Here is an 18,821-nt window from a genome sequence, read left to right as displayed (position 1 = left end):
TTTTCCAGTTGAGAAGCTTTGTACAAGCGTTTGTTAGTGAACTTTATCATGCCATGCAGAAATAATGTTAAGTGATGATTTAGCACATTGTTTTATTGATTAGGTCATTTGTCTCCGTTTGATCCCGCTCCATCAGAACCTAATATCGCCAACGAAACCTTCGCCAGTTTGACGAGAGAAAGCAACTGGGAAGAACGATGATAGGCAAATGCGAGTGGATTTGCTAATATGAAAGAAAGGCATTCGGAATACATCAAAACGCAATGTGTAGCTAAGGAGTTTGGAAAGATGAACGATCGACTGGCACAACCGCAAATCGAAGAGCTCGAACGAAAGCTGCGCGCTTATGAGCGGCTCATCGAAAAGCTTCCGTTTCCGTTCACCTTTGTCGATTACGAAAATGGAATCGCCATCGAAAAAAAACGCGGCGACGTCCGGCCGCACCTTCACACCATTCCGCCGTCCCTTGAAAAAGAAGCGGAATGGAAGTGGGATATTGACTTGTATCGTGACGTACCGTTTGAAAAAGTGGAAGCCTTTTTGATGCCGTTGCTCGATCTTGTTCCACACCATATCGTCTTTGTCGACGCCCAAGGGGTCATTACGCTTTGCAATTTGCAGGCGGCTGTTGACACCGGCGTGGATCGCGACGCCATCATCGGCAAACATATTCGCGAGCTGCTGAAGCTCCCTGATGAGCTGATCGCGACGCTCGAATCGCTTGAAAAAGGCGAGCCGCTTTACAATTACGAAGTGCTCGACCGATTTTACGGCATCGTCAACACCCGTTTTATTTACAACGATGACGGATCTGTCAAACGAGTCATCAGTATGTTTCAGTCGCTCAATATGATGAAAGAAACAGAAAAGCTGGCGGTCGCCGGCCGCATCGCCGCCGGCATCGCCCATGAAATCCGCAATCCGCTGACGACGGTGCGCGGGTATTTGCAGCTGTTGAAAGCCGACTTGCCGGATCGCATCGCCTCGCTCGTGGAGCGGCTTTTAATTCCTGAGCTCGACCGGGCGAACGACATTATCACGGATTTTTTGAATATAGCGAAGCCGGCGGACGTCAAAATGGAGACGTTCAACTTGCACCGCTTTTTGCGCGACGATGTCGGCGTCCTATTGCAAAGCGAAGCGCTGTTGCATAACATTGACGTCCATTTTGACCTTGATGACGAGCTTGACGATTACGAAATGAACGGCGACCGCAGCCAGCTTTTGCAAGTGTTTTTAAACTTATTTCGCAACGCCGTGGAAGCAAAAACAGCGAAAACGATGACGGTGTCGATCTGCAGCCGAAAAATCAACCATCTCGTTCAGCTTCGCTTCTGCGACGATGGGCCTGGCATTCCGCCGTCGGTCATCGACCATGTTTTCGATCCGTTTTTTTCAACGAAGGAAACGGGCACTGGGCTCGGCCTGTCATTATCGAAAAAAATCGTCGAACTGCATCGCGGGACGATGAAAGTGCAAAGCGACGCGAACGGCGCATGTTTTTTGATCGAATTTCCGCTTTGCAGCCAACCGCCGTTTCTTTCCTCATAAATCGCTTCCGAAGAGGGGGCCATCCCAGCTTCGGAATTGGGAAGATTGATGATTTAGAACAATGTGTCACTTTATCACAGAAAAGGAGGAGCCATTATGGCAACGACCGATTCGCCCAATGGCAAATGGCAGCGCCTGTTCGCCTTGTTTCTTCCCATTTTTGTTTCGCAAACCGGCCAATACGCCATGAACTTTGTCGATGTCGCCATGTCCGGTCACGCAAGCCCGGAAGATCTTGCCGGCGTCGCGATCGGCTCAAGCCTATGGGTGCCAGTATTTACCGGCGTCGGCGGCATTTTGCTCGCCCTGTCCCCAATCGTCTCCCACCATTTCGGCGCCGGACAGCATGACTCGATCGCTCACACTGTCACCCAGGCGCTCTACTTGGCTGTCACGCTTGCTGTCGCCATTGTCCTGATCGGGGCCGCTGCCGTGCCGTTCATCTTGAAACAGATGTCTTTGGATGAAAACGTTCGGTATATCGCCTATGATTACTTGCGCGCCTTGTCGTTCGGGATCATCCCGCTGTTCCTTTATTCCGTGCTCCGCTATTTCATCGACGCGCTCGGGCAAACGAAAGTGACGATGTGGATTACACTCACCGCCTTGCCGATCAATATGCTGTTCAACTGGTTGTTGATTTACGGGCATGGCGGATTTCCGCGTCTTGGCGGCATCGGCACTGGCTACGCGACGGCGATCACGTATGCGTACTGCTTTGCGGCCGCTGCCTTTGCCGCCTTGAAATTTCGCCGCCTGGCCCCCTATCGTGCACTCGTCCGTTTTTACCGTCCGTCATGGACGGCATGGAAAGAGCTGCTGAAAACCGGGGTGCCGATCGGGTCGGCCATCTTTTTTGAAACGAGCATTTTTGCCGCCGTCACGTTGCTTGTCGGCCGGTTTGGCGCGGAAACGGTCGCCGCGCATCAAAGCGCTCTCAACTTTGCTTCACTGTTGTATATGATTCCGCTCAGCTTATCGATGGCGCTGACGATCGCCGTGGGCGTTGAAGCCGGGGCCAGCCGTTATGAAGCCGCCAAACAATATTGCTTGATCGGCATCACCCTCGCCTTGGCCGTCGCGGCGGCTGCCGCGCTGTTCCTGTTCGCCTTCCGGGACCATATCGCTCGGCTGTATACAAACGATCCGGACGTGGCGGCGCTGACCGGGAAGTTTTTGTTGTATGCAATCTTTTTCCAGTTTTCCGACGCCATCGCCGCTCCCATTCAAGGGGCGCTGCGCGGCTATAAAGAGGTGAACGCCGTCTTTTGGTCTGCCCTTCTCGCCTATTGGGGCGTTGGGCTTCCGCTTGGCTGCGCGCTCGCTACGCTGACTGCCGCCGGAGCGTTCGGCTATTGGATCGGCCTGATCGCCGGATTGGCAGCGGGCGCACTGTTTCTCAGCTTTCGCCTGCGGGCCGTTTGGCGCAGACATGGCAGCGAGCGTGCGCCGCTCGCCTCATAAAGGCTCAACAAAAGGATGCCGGCATCTGCAACGGCATCCTCCTTTGCTATTTTCCGTTTTGTGGCGACGGCTGTCTTTTCATATAGGCGAGGACATCAAGATCAATCTTTCCATTTTCCAGTTCGCGCTCCTCAAAGTTTTCCGTATGTATATACACAGTCAGCGCCTCATGAAGCGCCTCGCTGTCCGCAGCGCGCTCTTTCGTCAAATAGCCAAGGCGAATCAATTGAGCTGCTACTTCTTCCTTCACTGCTCCTTCGATCACCGCAACCTTCTCGGGCCGCGGCTTCTCAAAGTAAAGCTGACGCAACTGATACAAGCGAATAAGCTCCTCGATCGGCCGCGGGTGATCATCAACGCGCAAGTCGATATAACGGTCATTGTAGCCGCCATATCCCCCTCCTTCTTTCACGACAAGCAAGGCGGCCGATTGCTGCCCACGGCGGTCGCCCCCCGCTGCCTGACCGGCTTGAAGCGCTTTTAGCAATCGCTCGGCGAGCGGACCTTTTGTCTGCTCAAACATTCTTCCCATCGCCAACACCGTTTCCTCGCCAGCTAAAATATTGCCTTGAGCCGCATAGTTCGTCCCGGTGATGCCCCCAGCCCACGGGTAGCATTTTTTCCCAGTGAACGTCGCCACTCGTCCTTTCGCATCCACGATGCCGACTTGGCGCAAATCGCGCTCGCTGTCATCGGCAACGAGCAACTCAAGCGTTTCTTGCGCGGATTTCCCTTTGGCCATCCATTCGAGGCCGCGCGGTCCGTACGACGTGTTGGCGTACGATTGCGTCGCCACCGCTCCGACACCCGCCTTGGCCCAAGGCACAACCGCACCGACACCTAAAAATTTCGACTGGACGGCAATGCCAAGCTCTCCGGTCGTCGAGTCAAACGCCACGATCGAAAACGTCGCCACGAGATCTTTTGAAATCCGGGTCATGTTTTTCCCTCCATGCAGTTTCTCACCTCTATTCTTCTCCTTCCCCCTTCTGTTCTCCTGCCTCTCTTTCATCATAAAAAAATGGCGGGGTCAGCCGCTCGCAAGCAGCCTCCCCCGCGCTGCCCATTACCTGCTTAGCACCATGTCGCCCCAACGATAATGAGCAAAATAAACAAAACGACGATCAACACGAAGCCGTAGCCGTAGCCGCCATAGCCCGGGTAGCCGAAGCCATAGCCGCCCCAGCCCCAGCCGCCATAAAAGCCGTATGGCATATTCGTCACCTCCTTGCTAGCAAGTAAGAGGCATTAGTACACCCAACCACCGACACATGCACATCCGACAATAATCAACAAGATGAACAGAACGACGATCAACGCGAACCCGCCGCCGTAAGCTGCACCCATTTGCCAGCACCTCCTTCGTTTTTGTACTAGTAGACTATTCAGAAGCCGAGGAAATGGTTAGATGTTTCAACAAAAATGGGTATTTGCCGCAACGATAAAAAAACGGTCCATCCGTGGACCGATGTTATGCTCCGAGCGAGCTTCGCTTCCATTTTTTCCGACCGGGCGCTTGCTTGATTTGAACAACGGAAAACAACATAAGCGCCGCCCAGATGCAGCTAAACGCATAAAAATGCGCTTTCGTAAACGGCTCGCCGAACAAAAAGACGCCAAGAAGAAGACTGATCGTCGGCGAAATGTATTGCAAAAAACCAAGTGTTGTCATCGACACACGCTTCGCTCCTTTGGCGAAATACAAAAGCGGCACGGCCGTCGCTGGCCCGGCTCCAGCCAACAGCGCCCATTGCCACCATTCGGCCGTCTTGACGAGGGCTGGCGTTTCGTTGTACACCCATAATAAGTAAACGGCTGAAAGCGGCATGACGGCCATTGTTTCAAGCGTCAAGCCAATGGACGAGTCAACGCTGGCTAGTTTTTTCACTAAGCCGTAAAACCCGAACGTCAACGCGAGCGATATGGCGACCCACGGAAACGCGCCATATTCCGCCGTCATCGCCGCCACGCCGGCGGCGGCAAGAAAAACAGCGGCCCACTGCCCAACGCTCAGCCGCTCGCGCAATATGATCGTCCCAAGCGCCACGCTGACAAGCGGGTTGATATAATAGCCAAGGCTCGTTTCAACGACATGATGATGATTCACCGCCCATATGTAGACAAACCAGTTGGCGCTGATGAGAACGGCAGCAACGGCGATCCCCCATGCCATGGCTGGCTTACGGCGCATCGCCCGAAGCTCCCGGCGAAAGGCGCCAAGCTGCCCAGTCGCTGCCAAAAGGATGGCCATAAACACGAACGACCAAACGATGCGGTGCGCCAAAATCTCAAGCGCCGAGCGCGCCTCTAGCAGCTTCCAGTAAAGCGGCAACACTCCCCACAGCAAGTACGAAACAGCCGTATACAAGATTCCTTGTTTTTCTTCGCTCCAATGCCCCACGTCGTCTTCTCCTTTTCCATGATCATTTCTGTTCCATTATACCGCCGCCGCTTCACTTTATCCATCAAAACACTCACCCGCATCGCTCGACGCGGTTGCCCAATGGAGAAGGGGCGCAGCTGAATATGAGCACACGCCCCCCTTCGCAGCCCGTTTGACCGCCGCCCTTTCTTATTTTTCCGCTCATCAAGCGACACAGGCACAGCCAACAATAATCAGTAAAATGAACAGGACGATGACAAGCGTATAACCGCTGTTGACAAAACCGCCCACGGCGGGCACCTCCTTCATCGGTTCACAGGGCCATCATATGCGCCCGGCCGCCCAAACGGCCGGGCGAATGCCCAAATTTCTAGAAGATTGGTGAAAAGCCGCGTTTTCTTCAAAAAGATTGGTCCACGAACGTACGGAAGAGCCATTGATCCATTTCCATTGGCGAAAGCTCCTTGCCGGAACGTTTTCTCCGTTGCATCACTGGCCTTCTAGAAAAACGCCTATTTTTCTTTCGTTCCCGTCTCTCCCCACCAACCTTTTCGCTTAAAATAGAGGGCGATGAGCATAGCAACGGTTGCCATGAGCAACAAGGCAAACGGGTAGCCGTATCTCCATTTCAACTCTGGCATAAATGCAAAATTCATGCCGTATACACCGGCGATAAATGTCATCGGCAAAAAGATGACGCTCACCAATGTCAATGTCTTCATAATGACGTTCATATGATCTGATTTGAGCGACAGTTGCAAATCGAAAATGGCGGACAATGATTCCTTAAACGCGTCGAGAGCGGCGGGCACACGAGAGAATCGCGACGCCACTTCCTCGATATACGGATTCGTCTCGTGGTTGATATACGGCAAATCAGCATGGCGGATCATTTTGATCGCTTCTTCCTGCGCCTCGGCGATTTGGCGCAGCTCATGAAGATGTGTTTTCATCCGATAAATCTCGCGCCCGATTTCGTTGGCAAACGGGGTCGCAAACACTTGCCGTTCAAGCGTCTGAATGCGGTCAGCGATCTGATCGATGACTTGCAAAAAACGGATGGCGGCCAAGTCTAAAAAGTGATACAGCACATACCCGGGATACAGCGCCTGATCGCGATGGTTCAACAAACGTTCTTTCACGTGATCAACAAACGGATCGCTTTCATCCATATAGCTGATCATATATTGGCTGTCGGCAAGCAAACGAACGTTGACTGTCCGGCCGGACGGACGGACGATAAACAGCGATAAGAAGAAACAGCGTTCGTATTCGTCAAACGCGGGAATGTCTGTCCCGTTCATCAGCCGCTGTCGGGCGAGAGGGTGAATAGACAGCGAAGAAAGAAGCTGCTCCAAATCCGGCTTGGCGGCGGCGGTGAAATGAAGCCAACACGACTGGCTTCCTGCCGGCACATAGCGTTTGTACGTTCCGTCAACCGTCAAACGAAAGTTCTGCTCGATCACCATAGACTAACGTCCTTTCCATGCAAACGATTTTAATTGTATTGTTTGCTGTTTGCCGCAACACTACTCCTCTTCCCCCGCCAAAAACAAGCCAGCGGCAACGGTTTGGCCGCATCCGCTCCCTGTTGGCGACAAGCAATTTCTGCCGGTTGCAAAGCGTCACATCCCGACAAGTCATTCGCTGTCTAGGCGCCTCGCCGCGTCCGCCCGCCAATGCGCCCGAAGCCAGTCAGCGCACCGCTTCCGGTTCCACATGGACGTGCGTCGCCCGAATGTTATGCCGGTTTCGCATCAAACGCTCGACTTCATCGGCGATTTCATGGCTTTTTGCCACCGTCAAATGCGAGTCAACACGGATCGTCACGTCCAGCACAATGTCGTTGCCTAACATGCGCGCTTTAATGTCAGCGACATCGCGCACGCCGCTCACCGCAGCGATTTCGTCTTTATAAACAGCGAGCTGCTGTTCATCAAAACCGTCGGTGAGCGTATGCGCCGTCTCCATAAACACCTCCCACGCCGTCTTGCCAATCATCGCCCCGATCACAAGCGCCGCCAGCGGATCAAGCCATGGCCACCCAAGCAACGCGCCGGCGATGCCCATGGCGGCGCCAATGCTCACCAGCGCATCCGATAAATTGTCTTTCGCCACTGCTGCCAGCGCCATGCTGTTCGTCCGCCGCGCCAGCCGGCGATTGATGACATAAACGCCAATCATAACGGCCGCTGAGGCGAGCGCAACCACAACCGCTAAAACGTCAGGAGCCGCTGCCTTTTCCTTGCCGAACAGCGAGCGGACGCCGCTTGTGATCACGTCAATGCCAATAGACATCATCAAAAAAGCGGCCAACAGCGAGGAAATGTTCTCCGCCCGAGAATGTCCGTACGGGTGGTTGTCATCACGCGGTTTTTTCGCGATTTTCATGCCGATATAGACTGCCGAGGAAGCGATAATATCACTCAAATTATTCCAACCGTCCGCTTCCACCGCATCCGAGCCGAACACCGCCCCAGCCAACAGCTTGCCGGTCGAAAGGAGAAGATAGACGAAAATGCTCAGCAGTGCGCCCGCCTCGGCTCCTTGTTTTCTATCCACGTTCTTCACCAACCTAGCCATCTCATTTTTGCACGTATCAGTGTACCAGCTTGAAGCCGGTTGGGTCTACAGCAAGAAAATTTCCTTTTTTCATAAGAATAGGGACAAGCAAATTTTTTTGTCTAAAGGCAAAATCGAGCGTATTTGCGTATGATAAACCAAGTCGAAACAAAAAAGGAGAGGAACAGATGTCTGCATATTTAGACTGGTTGGCGGACATGGGGATCGATGGCGCTCACCCAGGCGGTTTTGAGTTAACAAAACAAATCTTACGTAAACTTAAGATCGACCGTTCAACATCCGTGCTTGACGTCGGCTGCGGCACCGGACAGACAGCGGCTTATATCGCCGAACAGTACAGGGCCAACGTCACCGCCATCGACATTCACCCGACGATGATCGCTAAGGCGAAACAGCGTTTTGCCGCCAAGGCTGTCTCGGTCCGTTTGCATCGCGCCTCGGTCGAAGCGCTCCCGTTTCCCGCCGGGACGTTTGACCTCGCGCTTTCTGAATCGGTGCTTGCTTTCGTTTCATTGCCAAACGCGCTCGCCGAAATCCGCCGCGTGCTCAAAAACGATGGCCTATTCGTCGGCATTGAAGCGTGTCACGAGCATCTGACCGCCGCCGAGCAAAAGCAAATCGCCGCCTTTTACGGCTTCCGTCAGCTAATGACACCAGCGGAGTGGAAAGAAGTGCTCGAACAAAGCGGCTTCCGTTGCCGCCAGTTTTCCTACGCGGCTGCAGCCGAAGCGCCAAGCCTTGGGGGACCCATCATCATCGCCTTTCCGCCGACACCGGAGATGGCGAGCATGTGGAAGATGCACCAACAGTTGACAGCTCAATTTGGCGACCGTCTTGGCTATTGCGTCTTTTGTTGCGAGCCATAGCTGGCAAGAAAAACGGCGTCCTCGACGAGGCGCCGTTTTCACACTTTTTTCACTACTTTGAAATATTCTTCAAGCGTCAAGCCACGCTTTTTTATCACCGCGGCCGCCTTCCGCCCGACATAGCGAAGATGCCACGGCTCATATTTGTAGCCGGTCACCGCTTCCTTTCCTTTCGGGTAGCGGATGATGAATCCGTACTCGTGCGCATGGGCGGCCACCCATTGCCCTTCTTTTGTCGCCCCGAACGATTCGGTCAGCTGACAGCCGGCCGAGCGGCTGCTGATATCGACCGCCAGCCCTGTCTGATGCTCGCTCTGCCCTGGGTGAGCGACTGCTTGAACCGCTTTTTCCTTTCCTTTTTGCCGCACTTCTTCAGCAAAAATCATCTGCTGCCGCTCGTATGAACGATAAGCGGACACAGCCACCAGCTCAATGCCATCCCGGCGTGCGGCGGCAAACATCTCCTCAAGCGCCGCGGCCGCTTCGGCCCGCATATGCCGTTTTTCCGCGTTCGGGTCAGCAAATGAAAACGGCACGCGCGGCACGACCAAGTCCGCCGGCTTATAGCCAGGCGGGAGCGACTGTTCTTTATTGACGAGCACCAAAATGTTGTCAGGGTTTTTGATCACTTTTTGTCCGTTTTGCACCTCAACGATGTTCCAATATTTCGCCTCAAGCTGCAAATCGGGATCGACAGGGCTCTCGCTCGTTTTCCCCTGTTGATGATCGCTTGGGTGCACCACGCTTTCCGGCGGCTGGCCGGATGGACCGGCCGCACCGTTGCTGCCGCTCTCCCCTGCTTGGCAGCCGGCGAGCAGCAGGCACACCAACATCGCCGCTTGCCATCGCTGGTTCATGTTCCTTCTCCTTTTCTGTTTTCCCAGGCCCAAGCGCCCAGCATCCCCATCACGCGCCATTGCGGATCGCCGCTTCAAGCGCCACTTCAATCATCTCGTTAAACGTCATTTGCCGCTCCTCAGCCGTCGTTTCTTCTCCGGTGAGAATATGGTCGCTGACCGTCAGCACCGACAGCGCCCGGCAGCCGAATTTCGCCGCCAGCGTATAAAGCGCCGCCGTTTCCATCTCGACAGCCAATACGCCGTAACGCGCCCACGTTTCCCAATTCGGTTCATCATTGTAAAACATGTCGGCGGTGAACACATTGCCGACTTTTAGCGCCAGCCCTTTTTCCACACCTACTTCATACGCCGTCCGCAACAGATGGAAATCGGCGGTTGGCGCATAATCACGGCCGCGGAAAATGAGTCGGTTCATGTTCGAATCGGTCGACGCGCTCATCGCCAAAATGACGTCGCGGACGCGCACATCCGGCTGAATCGCTCCGCACGTTCCGACGCGGATGAGCGTCTTTACGCCGTAGCTTTGGATCAGTTCGTTCACATAAATCGAAATGGACGGCACGCCCATGCCGGTCCCTTGCACGGAAATGCGCTCCCCTTTATACGTCCCGGTAAATCCGAGCATGCCGCGCACTTCGTTGTAGCATACCGCTCCTTCTAGAAACGTTTCGGCAATGTATTTGGCGCGCAGCGGATCACCCGGCAGCAAAATGCGCTCCGCGATCTCCCCTGCCTTCGCTCCGATATGTACGCTCAATGGGATTCCTCCTTTGGTTTGAACGATCGTTGTCGGGCCATGCCCTCGTCTATCATATCATATGTTTGCGGAAAATGGCAGTCTTCCTTCGAGTAGCCGAGGCGGCGAACGGGCATACTATTTGTGCCCGCACCACGGGGAAAGGAGGAAAAGGCTCATGAAAAAGAAACTCGAACAAGCGGTGGAATACGCCAACAAAACCAATCCATCGTCCAAATCGAACAACCAACCGTCCACATCGAAAAAGGAAAAGACCAAATTCTAACATCATTCCGAAAGAAGTCTCCCACTTCAAAACGTGAAGGTGCACGTGCACCCATCAATGTGGGAAATGAATTTTGGCCGGCAATCGCCGTCGGATCGAATCACATGTTGTTCAAACGGGCACCTTCGAAACGAAGGGAAGCGGAAAGGGTCCTTGTGCAGCTTGTCGTTTGGCACATATGCAAATCACTGAAAGCTCCCCCTATGCACTCGCGTAGGTGGGTGAATCGTTTGCGGGGGAGCCGCTCTCTTTTATGAGGTTTTGGATCGGCGGTAATCGCTGCGATGGCGGCGCGCCAAATACCGCTCATTGATATACAGCACCTTTTTGTCTTTGCTGCGCGTATATTTTTTCTCGCGCTCGCGCCGCCTGTTGATGAGCCAACAAGAAAACAAATACAGCGGAAAGACGAGCTGCATCGCGCCGGCAAAGACATACCAAAAACCGTTGATATCGGCCAAATCGCGCAAATACACGTCGATGCCGCTGAGCCGATAGTACATGTCAGCAACGATGGCAGCGATGATGACGACGTTGACCGCATGGAGAAGGGGCACGCTTCTCCAGCGGAACAAGAGTCGCTCAACTTGCCCTTTGACCCAAAGCAATGCCGCAATCGAGACGACGCACAAGAGCAGCGACAGCGCCAGTGCGGCCATCGTTTCGCCCCCTTCCCTCTTTTCTCCTGCGCCCGCCGCATTAGCCGCCTGCAAACATTTTCCGTCGATGAACCGCCGCCAGACCGCATACACTAACGACGACGACAGTTCAAGGAGGGAAAACGATGGGCAAAAAACACCGCAACCGCATTAACGGGCAGAAAAAGAACAACCATATTCCAAAAGAAGCATTGATCGCTGAAGATGAGGCGCATGCCAAAGAATATTCCGCCGCCGGCGGCCGGAAAAACGGTCCGGGCCATCACGACAATCCAGAATCGTGACAAACCGCAGAAACCCTTGTGGGATACAAGGGTTTCTATCGTGGTTCCGACGGCTCGGATTCGTCCCAAGCAAGCGTGACGACTTTTGTATATTCCCCGCGTTGAATTTCGTCTTTTGTCGCTTTTTCATTCAGCTCCTCATCGTCGTCGATGCCCGGGGCCACCGTCGGCATGTCGCGCCGCCGTTCGTCATGCTCCATCAAGTCCGCCCCCTTTCCTTTCTTATCCGTTCCCGAAACAAGGGGTCTTTATTCATATTATATCATCTCTAGCTCTTGCTGGCGACTATATTTTTGAATATTCCGTCAACAGATGAGCTGACGTTCCACTTGTTTCCATCCGTCTGAACAAAGGCGATAGTACGTCTGTCCTTTCCTCCCTTCATCGATCAGCACAACGTCCCCAGTCCGCATAAACCGAGCTTGACAGTTTTTCGGCATCAGATCGGCGACATTAAACATCCTATACAACACCGCCAGCACTTCATCATGTCCGGCCGCCGTCACCGTCATGCGGCACACTTGCCGGTAGCCTTTCGTTTCCCCAAAGCGCGGTGTTTGAAAAACGACCGCCTCATATGCACGTTTTGTCATCCGCATCCGTTTCCTCCATAAACGAACCATTGTTTTCCTCTCCCTTCTTCCAATAAATCGGCCCTCCGCGTCCCATACTATGGTTGATGTCGAATTCGATCGCGAATCGTCTTCGAAGCTGAGAAAAACGTGTATTGTACTTATTTGGTGATTTGGCGTGTCGATTCCTTCAGCAAACGAGCACTCCTTTTGTCGAAACGATCGCGGTCTTCTGACAAAAGTCCACAAATGATGCAAAGGAGAGACAGCCTGATGCCGACTCGTCCGTTCGCTTGGCTGCGCCATCCGCTTCAGTATGCCTACCGCTCCTTTTTGTACCGCCATCCGATCCGCCTCGCCGATGACGGCCTGCTTCGCCGGATGGCCGCCCGCACAATGGTCCCTGATGACGGACCGCTCAGCGCGGAAGAAACGAGCATTGTTGCCGCCATTCGCCGGAAAACGGCGGAACATAACCGCAACAACGTGACGCGCACCGCCGCCTACTTGGCGTTTTTTGAGCGCCACCCGGAAATTCATTGGGCGTTTTTAGCCCATCTCGTCTCGCGCAACGGCGGTTGGAACATGACGGATTTGCGCGGCGGCCTTCTTCCATTTTTGCTGCCGGAACAAATCATTGCACCCCTTTTTTTGTTTTTGGAGCGCGCCAATGCCCTCATTTTTCATGATGCCTATCCGCAGCTTCTGCTGTACGAAGAAAGCAAACGGAGGGAGACGCCGCTGTTTCATTTGTTGCCGGCGCTAGCGGTGTCTTCGTTTATGAAGCCGATGTGGGAACATTTTTGGGAAACGGGGAATGCCGCGCTTCTTACGGTTGCTCTGATCATCAACGAGCAGCAGTACATCCAGCTTCGCGTCGTCGAACATCCGTTTTTCCGCACCCGCGTGCTGACAAGCTGGCCGTTTATTGTCGAGCAATGGCTCGGGTTCAACGATGTGCTCATCCCATATGCCAAAGGCCGCCGCGTAGCGCTTGCCGGAACGACCGTGCGCGATTTCGCCGACGTCCACCACCGCATCCATATCGGCAAAACGCTGTACAGTCTACTGCTGTTTGACGCCCGGCTGTTTCGCGGCGCCTGCCGCTTTGCCCGCTGCGTCCCCCACAGCGGCTCACGCGCCGACTTCTGGCCGCAGTTGTTCACTGAAACGCCCGATGGGCGCCGCCTTTACAGCCCCCGCCTTGAGGCGGCTTGGCCGGATCTTGCGCACCCGTTCCACGATCATCGCGATTGGTTCATCGATGAGGCGATCATGCAGGCGCTTGAAACGCTCCCGCTTCCGGCCTCGGGCGACATGACCAACCGCTACGATCGGCATTTGGCCATGATGAAAACAGCCGCCATCGCGGCGGCCAAATCAACTTCATCATAAAACGACGAGGACTACTCCCCATCGATGTCAATCTCTTCATCGATGATGCATTTTTCAAGCAAATAGTCAAACGTAATATCCGCGAGCTCCTCAAGCTCCTCTTGCGTTGGCACAAAACCGCGGCGGATGAGTTCTTGGTAAAAAAACTCAGCGATTTCTTCCGTATCGATAATCACTTCAATTTCCTTCACCGCATCTCGCCCCCTTTGTAATGTTGTATGTCGCCGCCTTCCGTTTTATGTCAAAAATCATGTTGTACTATTTTTTCGGTCTCTCCCATACATATGTACCAACAAAACAAAAAACACGGAGGCGGGCAAAATGGACAAACTCACTGCGATCGATAAAATGATGGAAACAGTTGTCAATGGATTGGGCGCGATCGTCATTTTCGCCGGCATTCCTTATTTTCTTTTTATTCTTTATCAATTTCTATCCTGGTGATCGGCGATTGTCCGCAAACGTTTTACAACTGTTTCCATCATCCGTTGATACTGTTCATCGCCGAACCATTCATATAACGCTTTGTAATCGTTGTACATGTCAAGCAGCTCGTCGACCGACGGCCCTTTCTCTCCGCTGTCGGCCGGCGGCAATAGAAGCGACGCTTTCACCGGCGCGGCGATGACGATATCTTGCACGAGCGTGACGGACGTCTCCTCTCCGTCGGCAAGCGGAATGATGTCTTCCAGATGGACTTCAATCTCCCAACCATCCGTCAGCCGTTTCAATTCGTAAATCGTCTCTTCCCATCCTTCCCCGTAGTAGCGGTAAATTTCTGTCCGCACCCCGACAATTTTGAACAAATGGCCGCCATAATCGCGGACGCGGACAATTTCGCCGAGAAAAAACGGCAGCTCGATTTCAATCTCTTCCGCGATCCATAAATCACCCGCAAACTCAGACAATAAAATGAGCGCTTGCTCAGCAAACAAGCTATGGCCATGGTTGATCTCGTATAAAAACGTACCGTCAATCTGCTGAATATCGGTGATCGTTCCGACCGTTCCGTACAATGTATTGACGACGATGTCGCCGACGGAAAATTTCGGGCGTTTCGGCGCGCTCATTGGCATCTCCACCCTTTGGAACAAATGGTTAGTATAGTATATGCATGCAGAGAAGGGTGGACACCTGCAACCGCGCGGAAAAAGCTATTTGAAAGCGCTCCCAATTTATGAAATAGGAACGCTTCCCTAGTTACGCTTCATGCAAAAATTGCTCCCATAATTCATCAAACACAACCATGCTTTCCAAATAGTCACCGTTAAGCTCCAAATAGCCGCTCAGTTCTTCATAGTCCGTCGACCCTTTTGGAAAGCTGTGGTCTTCATACGCTCCATTCGCAAACCGGACGACCGGATCTTCCTGGTGTCCATGGCGGAAGCGCAGCAAGTAACGGTAGAATGACTTTGCCATGTCCCCCATCCTCTTCCTTTCCTTTTGTTGCTATTATAATGAGCTTTTACCTGTTTGTGAAGTCTTTTTTCGCCGCTTGTATTCCCATCGTACGCATCGGGTTGGCTTTTCATGCCAAAAAAGCGCGTCAAACGGCGCAATAGGGGTTCAATCCACTTTCTCGTCAGAGCATAGGCAGGCCAAGTCCACCGTCTTATCTATCATGCGCTCCGCTTCTCGCCAAGGCTTTTGCGATGCGCCATCGTAGCGTCCCGTCTGACACCGCATGGGGCCTCGCATGCCTCCCGCTTCGCCAGGTTTTGTCCTCCGGTGAGCGCACATACAAAAAGCCGCCATCTTTTGGCGGCATCGTTCATGATACGACTCCGGCTTGCGGAACCGGGGCAAATTCGATTTCAAATCCAAGGTCCTCAAGCATTTGATAATCGGCTGACTTTTCTTGCCCGGCGGTCGTCAAATAGTCGCCGACAAAAATCGAGTTGGCGGCATACAGGCCAAGCGGCTGAAGTGAGCGCAAATTCACTTCTCGCCCGCCGGCGATGCGGATTTCTTTGGTTGGATTCATATAACGAAAAAGGGCCAGCACCTTCAAACAGTAACGCGGGTTTAATTCATTTGTGCCGGCCAGCGGCGTGCCGTCGATCGCATGCAAAAAGTTGACTGGAATGGAATCCGCGTCAAGCGCCCGCAAACTGCGCGCCATATCGACGACATCCCGCTTTGTTTCTTTCATGCCGATGATGACGCCGGAACAAGGCGAAAGGCCGGCTTCTTTCACCGTTTCCACCGTCCGCACCCGATCGTCGTATGTATGGGACGTCGTAATGTTCGGATGGTGCTGCTTCGACGTGTTGATGTTATGATTGTAGCGATCCACCCCCGCCTCTTTCAGCCGCGCCGCCTGCTCCGGCTTTAAGATCCCAAGGCAGGCGCACACTTTCAGCCCGAACCGCTCTTTAATTTCCTTGACCGCGGACACAACGGTGTCGATCTCTTTATCGCTCGGCCCGCGGCCGCTGGCGACGATGCAGTACGTCCCAATGCGCAAACGGTGTGCTTCTTCCGCGCCGCGCAACAACGTCTCTTTGTCGACCATTTTATACGTTTTCACCGGCGCCGTCGATACGGCGGACTGCGAACAGTAGCCGCAGTTTTCCGGACAGAGGCCAGATTTGGCGTTGATGATCATGTTCAGCTTCACTTTGTTTCCATAATAGGCGGAGCGAATCCGGTACGCCCCTTGCAGCAAAAGGAGCAGCTCCTCGTCCGGACAATCCAATATCGCCAATGCTTCCTCATCGGTCAGCTCGTGGCCTCCCAACACTTGCTCAGCCAACACCAGCCAGTTTGCCATCTCTCCTCTCCCCCTTCCATATCATTACATTTATCGTAACGGACCAGCCGCATATTTGTCAACTATATTTTCATTTCAGTTTACTTTTTTAATCCGTCCCAGACAGACAGCAAAAAAAACAGGCCCCCGTTTGAAGGGGCCTGCCCTCGGTTCCTCACCTAATGCGTTAATTTCTCGACGATGTCGCGGGCGATCCAAACGCCGCAGGCGCTCGCCTGAGCGAGGCCGCGCGTAATGCCGGCGCCGTCGCCGCCGACATACAGCCCGGCGATTTCGGTTTCAAAGCGGTCGTTCAGTTTCGGGCGCGCCGAATAAAACTTCGCTTCCACCCCATAAAAGAGCGTATGCTCAGAGGCAAGCCCCGGAGTGACGTGGTTGAGCGCCTCCGTCATTTCGATCAAGCTTTTCATCGTGTTGTACGGCAAAACGAGGCCTAAATCGCCCGGCACCGCTTCTTTTAGCGTCGGTTCGATGAACCCTTCTTTGATCCGCTTTTCCGTCGATCGCCGTCCTTTTAAAATGTCGCCATATTTTTGCACGATGATGCCGCCGTTGGACAAAGCGTTCGCCAGCCGGGAAATTTCATGGGCGTATTCGTTCGGCTTGTCAAACGGATCGGAAAACTTATGTGAAACAAGCAGGGCAAAGTTCGTGTTGTTGCTGCCAAGCTTTGGATCTTTGTACGCATGGCCGTTGGCGAGCATGATGCCGGAATGGTTTTCGACGACAACATGTCCGGACGGGTTGCTGCAAAACGTGCGCACTTGCGTCCCGACCGACGTGTTGAAAATGAATTTTCCTTCATACAGATGTTCGTTAATCTCTTGCATGACAATGTTCGATGTTTCCACGCGCACCCCGATGTCGACTTGGTTATTGATCATCCGCAGCCGGCGCTTGCGCAGCACTTTGCTCAGCCAAACCGAGCCATCGCGCCCCGGAGCGATGACGACTTTTTCCGCTGTCAACGTTTCGCCGTTTTTCAGCACAACGCCTTTCACTCGATGGCCGCTCTCCGTCCGCTCGGTCACGATATCATCGACTTCCGTTGTAAAGCGCATCGCAATCCGTTCGCGCAAATATTCAAAAATGCTTTTCAAAATTTCCAAGTTTTGCTCTGTGCCCAAATGACGGACGTATGCGCGCAACAGCTTCAACCCGGCCGCATAGGCGCGCCGTTCGATCTCTTTCACTTTGTCTGTCATCGGGTCGGTGATCGATGTCGTCGCTCCGTGTTTCAAGTTGATCTCATCGACGTAGCGGATAAGCTCAAGCACGGTCGACGCCGGCAAATAGTCGGTCATCCAGCCGCCGAATTCGCTCGTGATATTGAATTTGCCGTCCGAATACGCCCCCGCTCCGCCGAATCCATTCGTGATCGAACAAGCCGGCACGCACCCGGCATAGTCTTTTTTGCCGGCCGGCGGCGGGCACTTTTCAATTTTTTTTTGCAAAATCGGACAATTGCGTTTATATATATCGTGTCCTTTATCGATCAAGAGCACGTTCGCTCCAGGGAGTTTGAGCGTCAGTTCGTAGCAAGTGAAAATGCCGGCCGGTCCGGCGCCGACCACGATCACATCGTAATGATTGTTCACAATCCATCCCCCATTTCTCATGTTCCATTCGAAAGTATACGGAACATTGGGCGGTTCGTCAAGGAAAAACACGAACTTTATTACCTTATATAATAAAAAATGTTCGATATAATAGATGGTTGTCTAAAGCACAAAAAATTGATATGGTGGTAGAGAATGAATAGCGGGGAGGGAAAGGGATGCGCTTTTTCGTGAAACATTTTCTGAACGGCATGCTGACGATCGTGCCCATTTTACTCGCCGTCTATGTGTGCTACAAAGTGTTCACCGTTTTGGATGGGCTGCTCGGCCAATACGTCCGTCCGTATTTGGATGGCCGCTACATTCCCGGCCTAGGCCTATTGGCGACCGTGGCGCTCATTACCGTCTGCGGTTGGCTGTCGACGCAATACGTAAGCGGCCGACTCATTCGGCTGATCGACCGGTTGCTTGAAAGCATTCCCTTGATGAAAACGGTTTATTCCGTCGCCAAAGATACAATCGCTTCCTTCGTCGGGGAAAAACGATCGTTTTCGCAAGTCGTGCTCGTCACGGTGCCGGAAAGCGGCTGGAAATGCCTCGGCTTCATGACAATGGATGATGTCGGCGCTTGGCATGATCCTCTCGCCGACTACGTCGCCGTCTATATCCCGCAGGCGTTTCAAGTCGCCGGGCTCACCCTGCTCATCCCGAAAGAGCAAGTGGAAGTCGTCGACATCTCGCCGGAAGAGGCGATGAAATTCATCCTCTCCGGCGGTGTGGCGGTCCGAAAGCAAAAGCGGCTGCCCCAATGACAGGGCAGCCGTTCGCATGGCCATCCAAAACACGCCTG

At 53.4% G+C, this 18,821-nt stretch carries 24 protein-coding genes; 7 read left to right on the top strand and 17 right to left on the bottom strand.

Features of this window, described 5'->3' with window-relative positions; genetic code table 11:
• Positions 1 to 288: 288 nt before the first annotated feature.
• Both BJQ97_RS07990 and BJQ97_RS07985 read left to right on the top strand, forming a co-directional pair.
• Positions 289 to 1,551, top strand: a complete 1,263-nt coding sequence (locus BJQ97_RS07990) for a two-component system sensor histidine kinase NtrB (RefSeq protein WP_160156161.1) — start codon at positions 289 to 291, stop codon at positions 1,549 to 1,551.
• Between the two features lie 96 nt (positions 1,552 to 1,647).
• On the top strand, positions 1,648 to 3,015 hold the full coding sequence (locus tag BJQ97_RS07985) for an MATE family efflux transporter (protein WP_160156160.1): 1,368 nt from the start codon (positions 1,648 to 1,650) through the stop codon (positions 3,013 to 3,015).
• A gap of 46 nt (positions 3,016 to 3,061) precedes the next feature.
• On the opposite strand, the gene BJQ97_RS07980 is transcribed toward BJQ97_RS07985, so the two are convergent.
• The 7 genes from BJQ97_RS07980 to BJQ97_RS07950 form a co-directional block, all read right to left on the bottom strand.
• On the bottom strand, positions 3,062 to 3,955 hold the full coding sequence (locus tag BJQ97_RS07980; RefSeq protein WP_160156159.1) for a DUF1028 domain-containing protein: 894 nt from the start codon (positions 3,953 to 3,955) through the stop codon (positions 3,062 to 3,064).
• Positions 3,956 to 4,089: 134 nt separating this feature from the next.
• Positions 4,090 to 4,230, bottom strand: coding sequence for a YjcZ family sporulation protein (locus BJQ97_RS07975; RefSeq protein WP_011231082.1), 141 nt, complete (start codon positions 4,228 to 4,230; stop codon positions 4,090 to 4,092).
• Positions 4,231 to 4,263: 33 nt separating this feature from the next.
• Entirely contained in the window at positions 4,264 to 4,362 is a 99-nt protein-coding gene (locus BJQ97_RS07970) for a YjcZ family sporulation protein (protein WP_013145429.1), read from the bottom strand.
• A 124-nt stretch (positions 4,363 to 4,486) separates the two neighbouring features.
• The gene (rarD, locus tag BJQ97_RS07965; protein WP_160156158.1) at positions 4,487 to 5,416 is read right to left on the bottom strand and encodes an EamA family transporter RarD; all 930 of its coding nucleotides are present in this window, start codon (positions 5,414 to 5,416) and stop codon (positions 4,487 to 4,489) included.
• 186 nt (positions 5,417 to 5,602) lie between these two features.
• Complete coding sequence (locus tag BJQ97_RS07960; protein ID WP_160156157.1) at positions 5,603 to 5,707, bottom strand: YjcZ family sporulation protein; 105 nt, start codon at positions 5,705 to 5,707, stop codon at positions 5,603 to 5,605.
• A gap of 203 nt (positions 5,708 to 5,910) precedes the next feature.
• Complete coding sequence (locus BJQ97_RS07955; protein WP_160156156.1) at positions 5,911 to 6,867, bottom strand: magnesium transporter CorA family protein; 957 nt, start codon at positions 6,865 to 6,867, stop codon at positions 5,911 to 5,913.
• A 226-nt stretch (positions 6,868 to 7,093) separates the two neighbouring features.
• Entirely contained in the window at positions 7,094 to 7,981 is an 888-nt protein-coding gene (locus tag BJQ97_RS07950; protein WP_160156155.1) for a cation diffusion facilitator family transporter, read from the bottom strand.
• 167 nt (positions 7,982 to 8,148) lie between these two features.
• Here BJQ97_RS07950 and BJQ97_RS07945 point away from each other — a divergent pair, with 167 nt between their 5' ends.
• A complete protein-coding gene (locus BJQ97_RS07945) occupies positions 8,149 to 8,847 on the top strand; it encodes a class I SAM-dependent methyltransferase (RefSeq protein ID WP_160156154.1) in 699 nt (232 codons plus the stop codon).
• A 38-nt stretch (positions 8,848 to 8,885) separates the two neighbouring features.
• Here the strand turns inward: BJQ97_RS07945 and BJQ97_RS07940 are convergent, their stop codons facing one another.
• The 3 genes from BJQ97_RS07940 to BJQ97_RS07930 form a co-directional block, all read right to left on the bottom strand.
• Positions 8,886 to 9,704 (bottom strand): M15 family metallopeptidase, encoded by an 819-nt coding sequence (locus BJQ97_RS07940; protein WP_160156153.1) that lies wholly within the window; start codon positions 9,702 to 9,704, stop codon positions 8,886 to 8,888.
• 49 nt (positions 9,705 to 9,753) lie between these two features.
• Positions 9,754 to 10,464 (bottom strand): purine-nucleoside phosphorylase, encoded by a 711-nt coding sequence (deoD, locus tag BJQ97_RS07935; protein WP_013145436.1) that lies wholly within the window; start codon positions 10,462 to 10,464, stop codon positions 9,754 to 9,756.
• A 516-nt stretch (positions 10,465 to 10,980) separates the two neighbouring features.
• Positions 10,981 to 11,388 (bottom strand): hypothetical protein, encoded by a 408-nt coding sequence (locus tag BJQ97_RS07930; protein ID WP_160156152.1) that lies wholly within the window; start codon positions 11,386 to 11,388, stop codon positions 10,981 to 10,983.
• Positions 11,389 to 11,513: 125 nt separating this feature from the next.
• Here BJQ97_RS07930 and BJQ97_RS17390 point away from each other — a divergent pair, with 125 nt between their 5' ends.
• A complete protein-coding gene (locus BJQ97_RS17390; protein ID WP_008879283.1) occupies positions 11,514 to 11,672 on the top strand; it encodes a hypothetical protein in 159 nt (52 codons plus the stop codon).
• Positions 11,673 to 11,707: 35 nt separating this feature from the next.
• Here the strand turns inward: BJQ97_RS17390 and BJQ97_RS17385 are convergent, their stop codons facing one another.
• Together BJQ97_RS17385 and BJQ97_RS07925 are read right to left on the bottom strand one after the other, a co-directional pair.
• Entirely contained in the window at positions 11,708 to 11,872 is a 165-nt protein-coding gene (locus tag BJQ97_RS17385; protein ID WP_201451671.1) for a hypothetical protein, read from the bottom strand.
• A gap of 105 nt (positions 11,873 to 11,977) precedes the next feature.
• On the bottom strand, positions 11,978 to 12,295 hold the full coding sequence (locus BJQ97_RS07925) for a hypothetical protein (RefSeq protein WP_160156151.1): 318 nt from the start codon (positions 12,293 to 12,295) through the stop codon (positions 11,978 to 11,980).
• Positions 12,296 to 12,517: 222 nt separating this feature from the next.
• On the opposite strand from BJQ97_RS07925, the gene BJQ97_RS07920 reads away from it, so the two are divergent.
• Positions 12,518 to 13,639: a DUF2515 domain-containing protein gene (locus BJQ97_RS07920; protein ID WP_160156150.1), complete on the top strand. Its 1,122-nt coding sequence runs from the start codon at positions 12,518 to 12,520 to the stop codon at positions 13,637 to 13,639.
• Positions 13,640 to 13,650: 11 nt separating this feature from the next.
• Here BJQ97_RS07920 and BJQ97_RS07915 read toward each other — a convergent pair whose 3' ends face one another.
• The gene (locus BJQ97_RS07915) at positions 13,651 to 13,830 is read right to left on the bottom strand and encodes a YozD family protein (protein ID WP_011231069.1); all 180 of its coding nucleotides are present in this window, start codon (positions 13,828 to 13,830) and stop codon (positions 13,651 to 13,653) included.
• Positions 13,831 to 13,960: 130 nt separating this feature from the next.
• Between BJQ97_RS07915 and BJQ97_RS17895 the strand changes: the two genes are divergently transcribed.
• Positions 13,961 to 14,083 (top strand): hypothetical protein, encoded by a 123-nt coding sequence (locus BJQ97_RS17895; protein WP_268892789.1) that lies wholly within the window; start codon positions 13,961 to 13,963, stop codon positions 14,081 to 14,083.
• Here the strand turns inward: BJQ97_RS17895 and BJQ97_RS07910 are convergent.
• From BJQ97_RS07910 to BJQ97_RS07895, 4 genes are all read right to left on the bottom strand, one after another.
• Complete coding sequence (locus BJQ97_RS07910; protein WP_044731269.1) at positions 14,065 to 14,709, bottom strand: hypothetical protein; 645 nt, start codon at positions 14,707 to 14,709, stop codon at positions 14,065 to 14,067. The two genes, BJQ97_RS17895 and BJQ97_RS07910, sit on opposite strands and share 19 nt — an antisense overlap.
• 130 nt (positions 14,710 to 14,839) lie before the next feature.
• Complete coding sequence (locus tag BJQ97_RS07905; RefSeq protein WP_011231067.1) at positions 14,840 to 15,058, bottom strand: YozE family protein; 219 nt, start codon at positions 15,056 to 15,058, stop codon at positions 14,840 to 14,842.
• A gap of 352 nt (positions 15,059 to 15,410) precedes the next feature.
• Positions 15,411 to 16,412 (bottom strand): biotin synthase BioB, encoded by a 1,002-nt coding sequence (bioB, locus tag BJQ97_RS07900; protein WP_023634524.1) that lies wholly within the window; start codon positions 16,410 to 16,412, stop codon positions 15,411 to 15,413.
• 158 nt (positions 16,413 to 16,570) lie between these two features.
• Positions 16,571 to 18,010, bottom strand: coding sequence for an NAD(P)/FAD-dependent oxidoreductase (locus tag BJQ97_RS07895; RefSeq protein ID WP_160156149.1), 1,440 nt, complete (start codon positions 18,008 to 18,010; stop codon positions 16,571 to 16,573).
• 179 nt (positions 18,011 to 18,189) lie between these two features.
• Here BJQ97_RS07895 and BJQ97_RS07890 point away from each other — a divergent pair, with 179 nt between their 5' ends.
• Positions 18,190 to 18,783: a DUF502 domain-containing protein gene (locus BJQ97_RS07890; protein ID WP_160156148.1), complete on the top strand. Its 594-nt coding sequence runs from the start codon at positions 18,190 to 18,192 to the stop codon at positions 18,781 to 18,783.
• Positions 18,784 to 18,821: the final 38 nt, after the last annotated feature.

Origin of the sequence: Geobacillus sp. TFV-3 (assembly GCF_009901865.1) — a bacterium.
Lineage (GTDB): Bacteria > Bacillota > Bacilli > Bacillales > Anoxybacillaceae > Geobacillus > Geobacillus thermoleovorans_A.
This window is presented reverse-complemented; position numbering and strand designations above follow the sequence as displayed.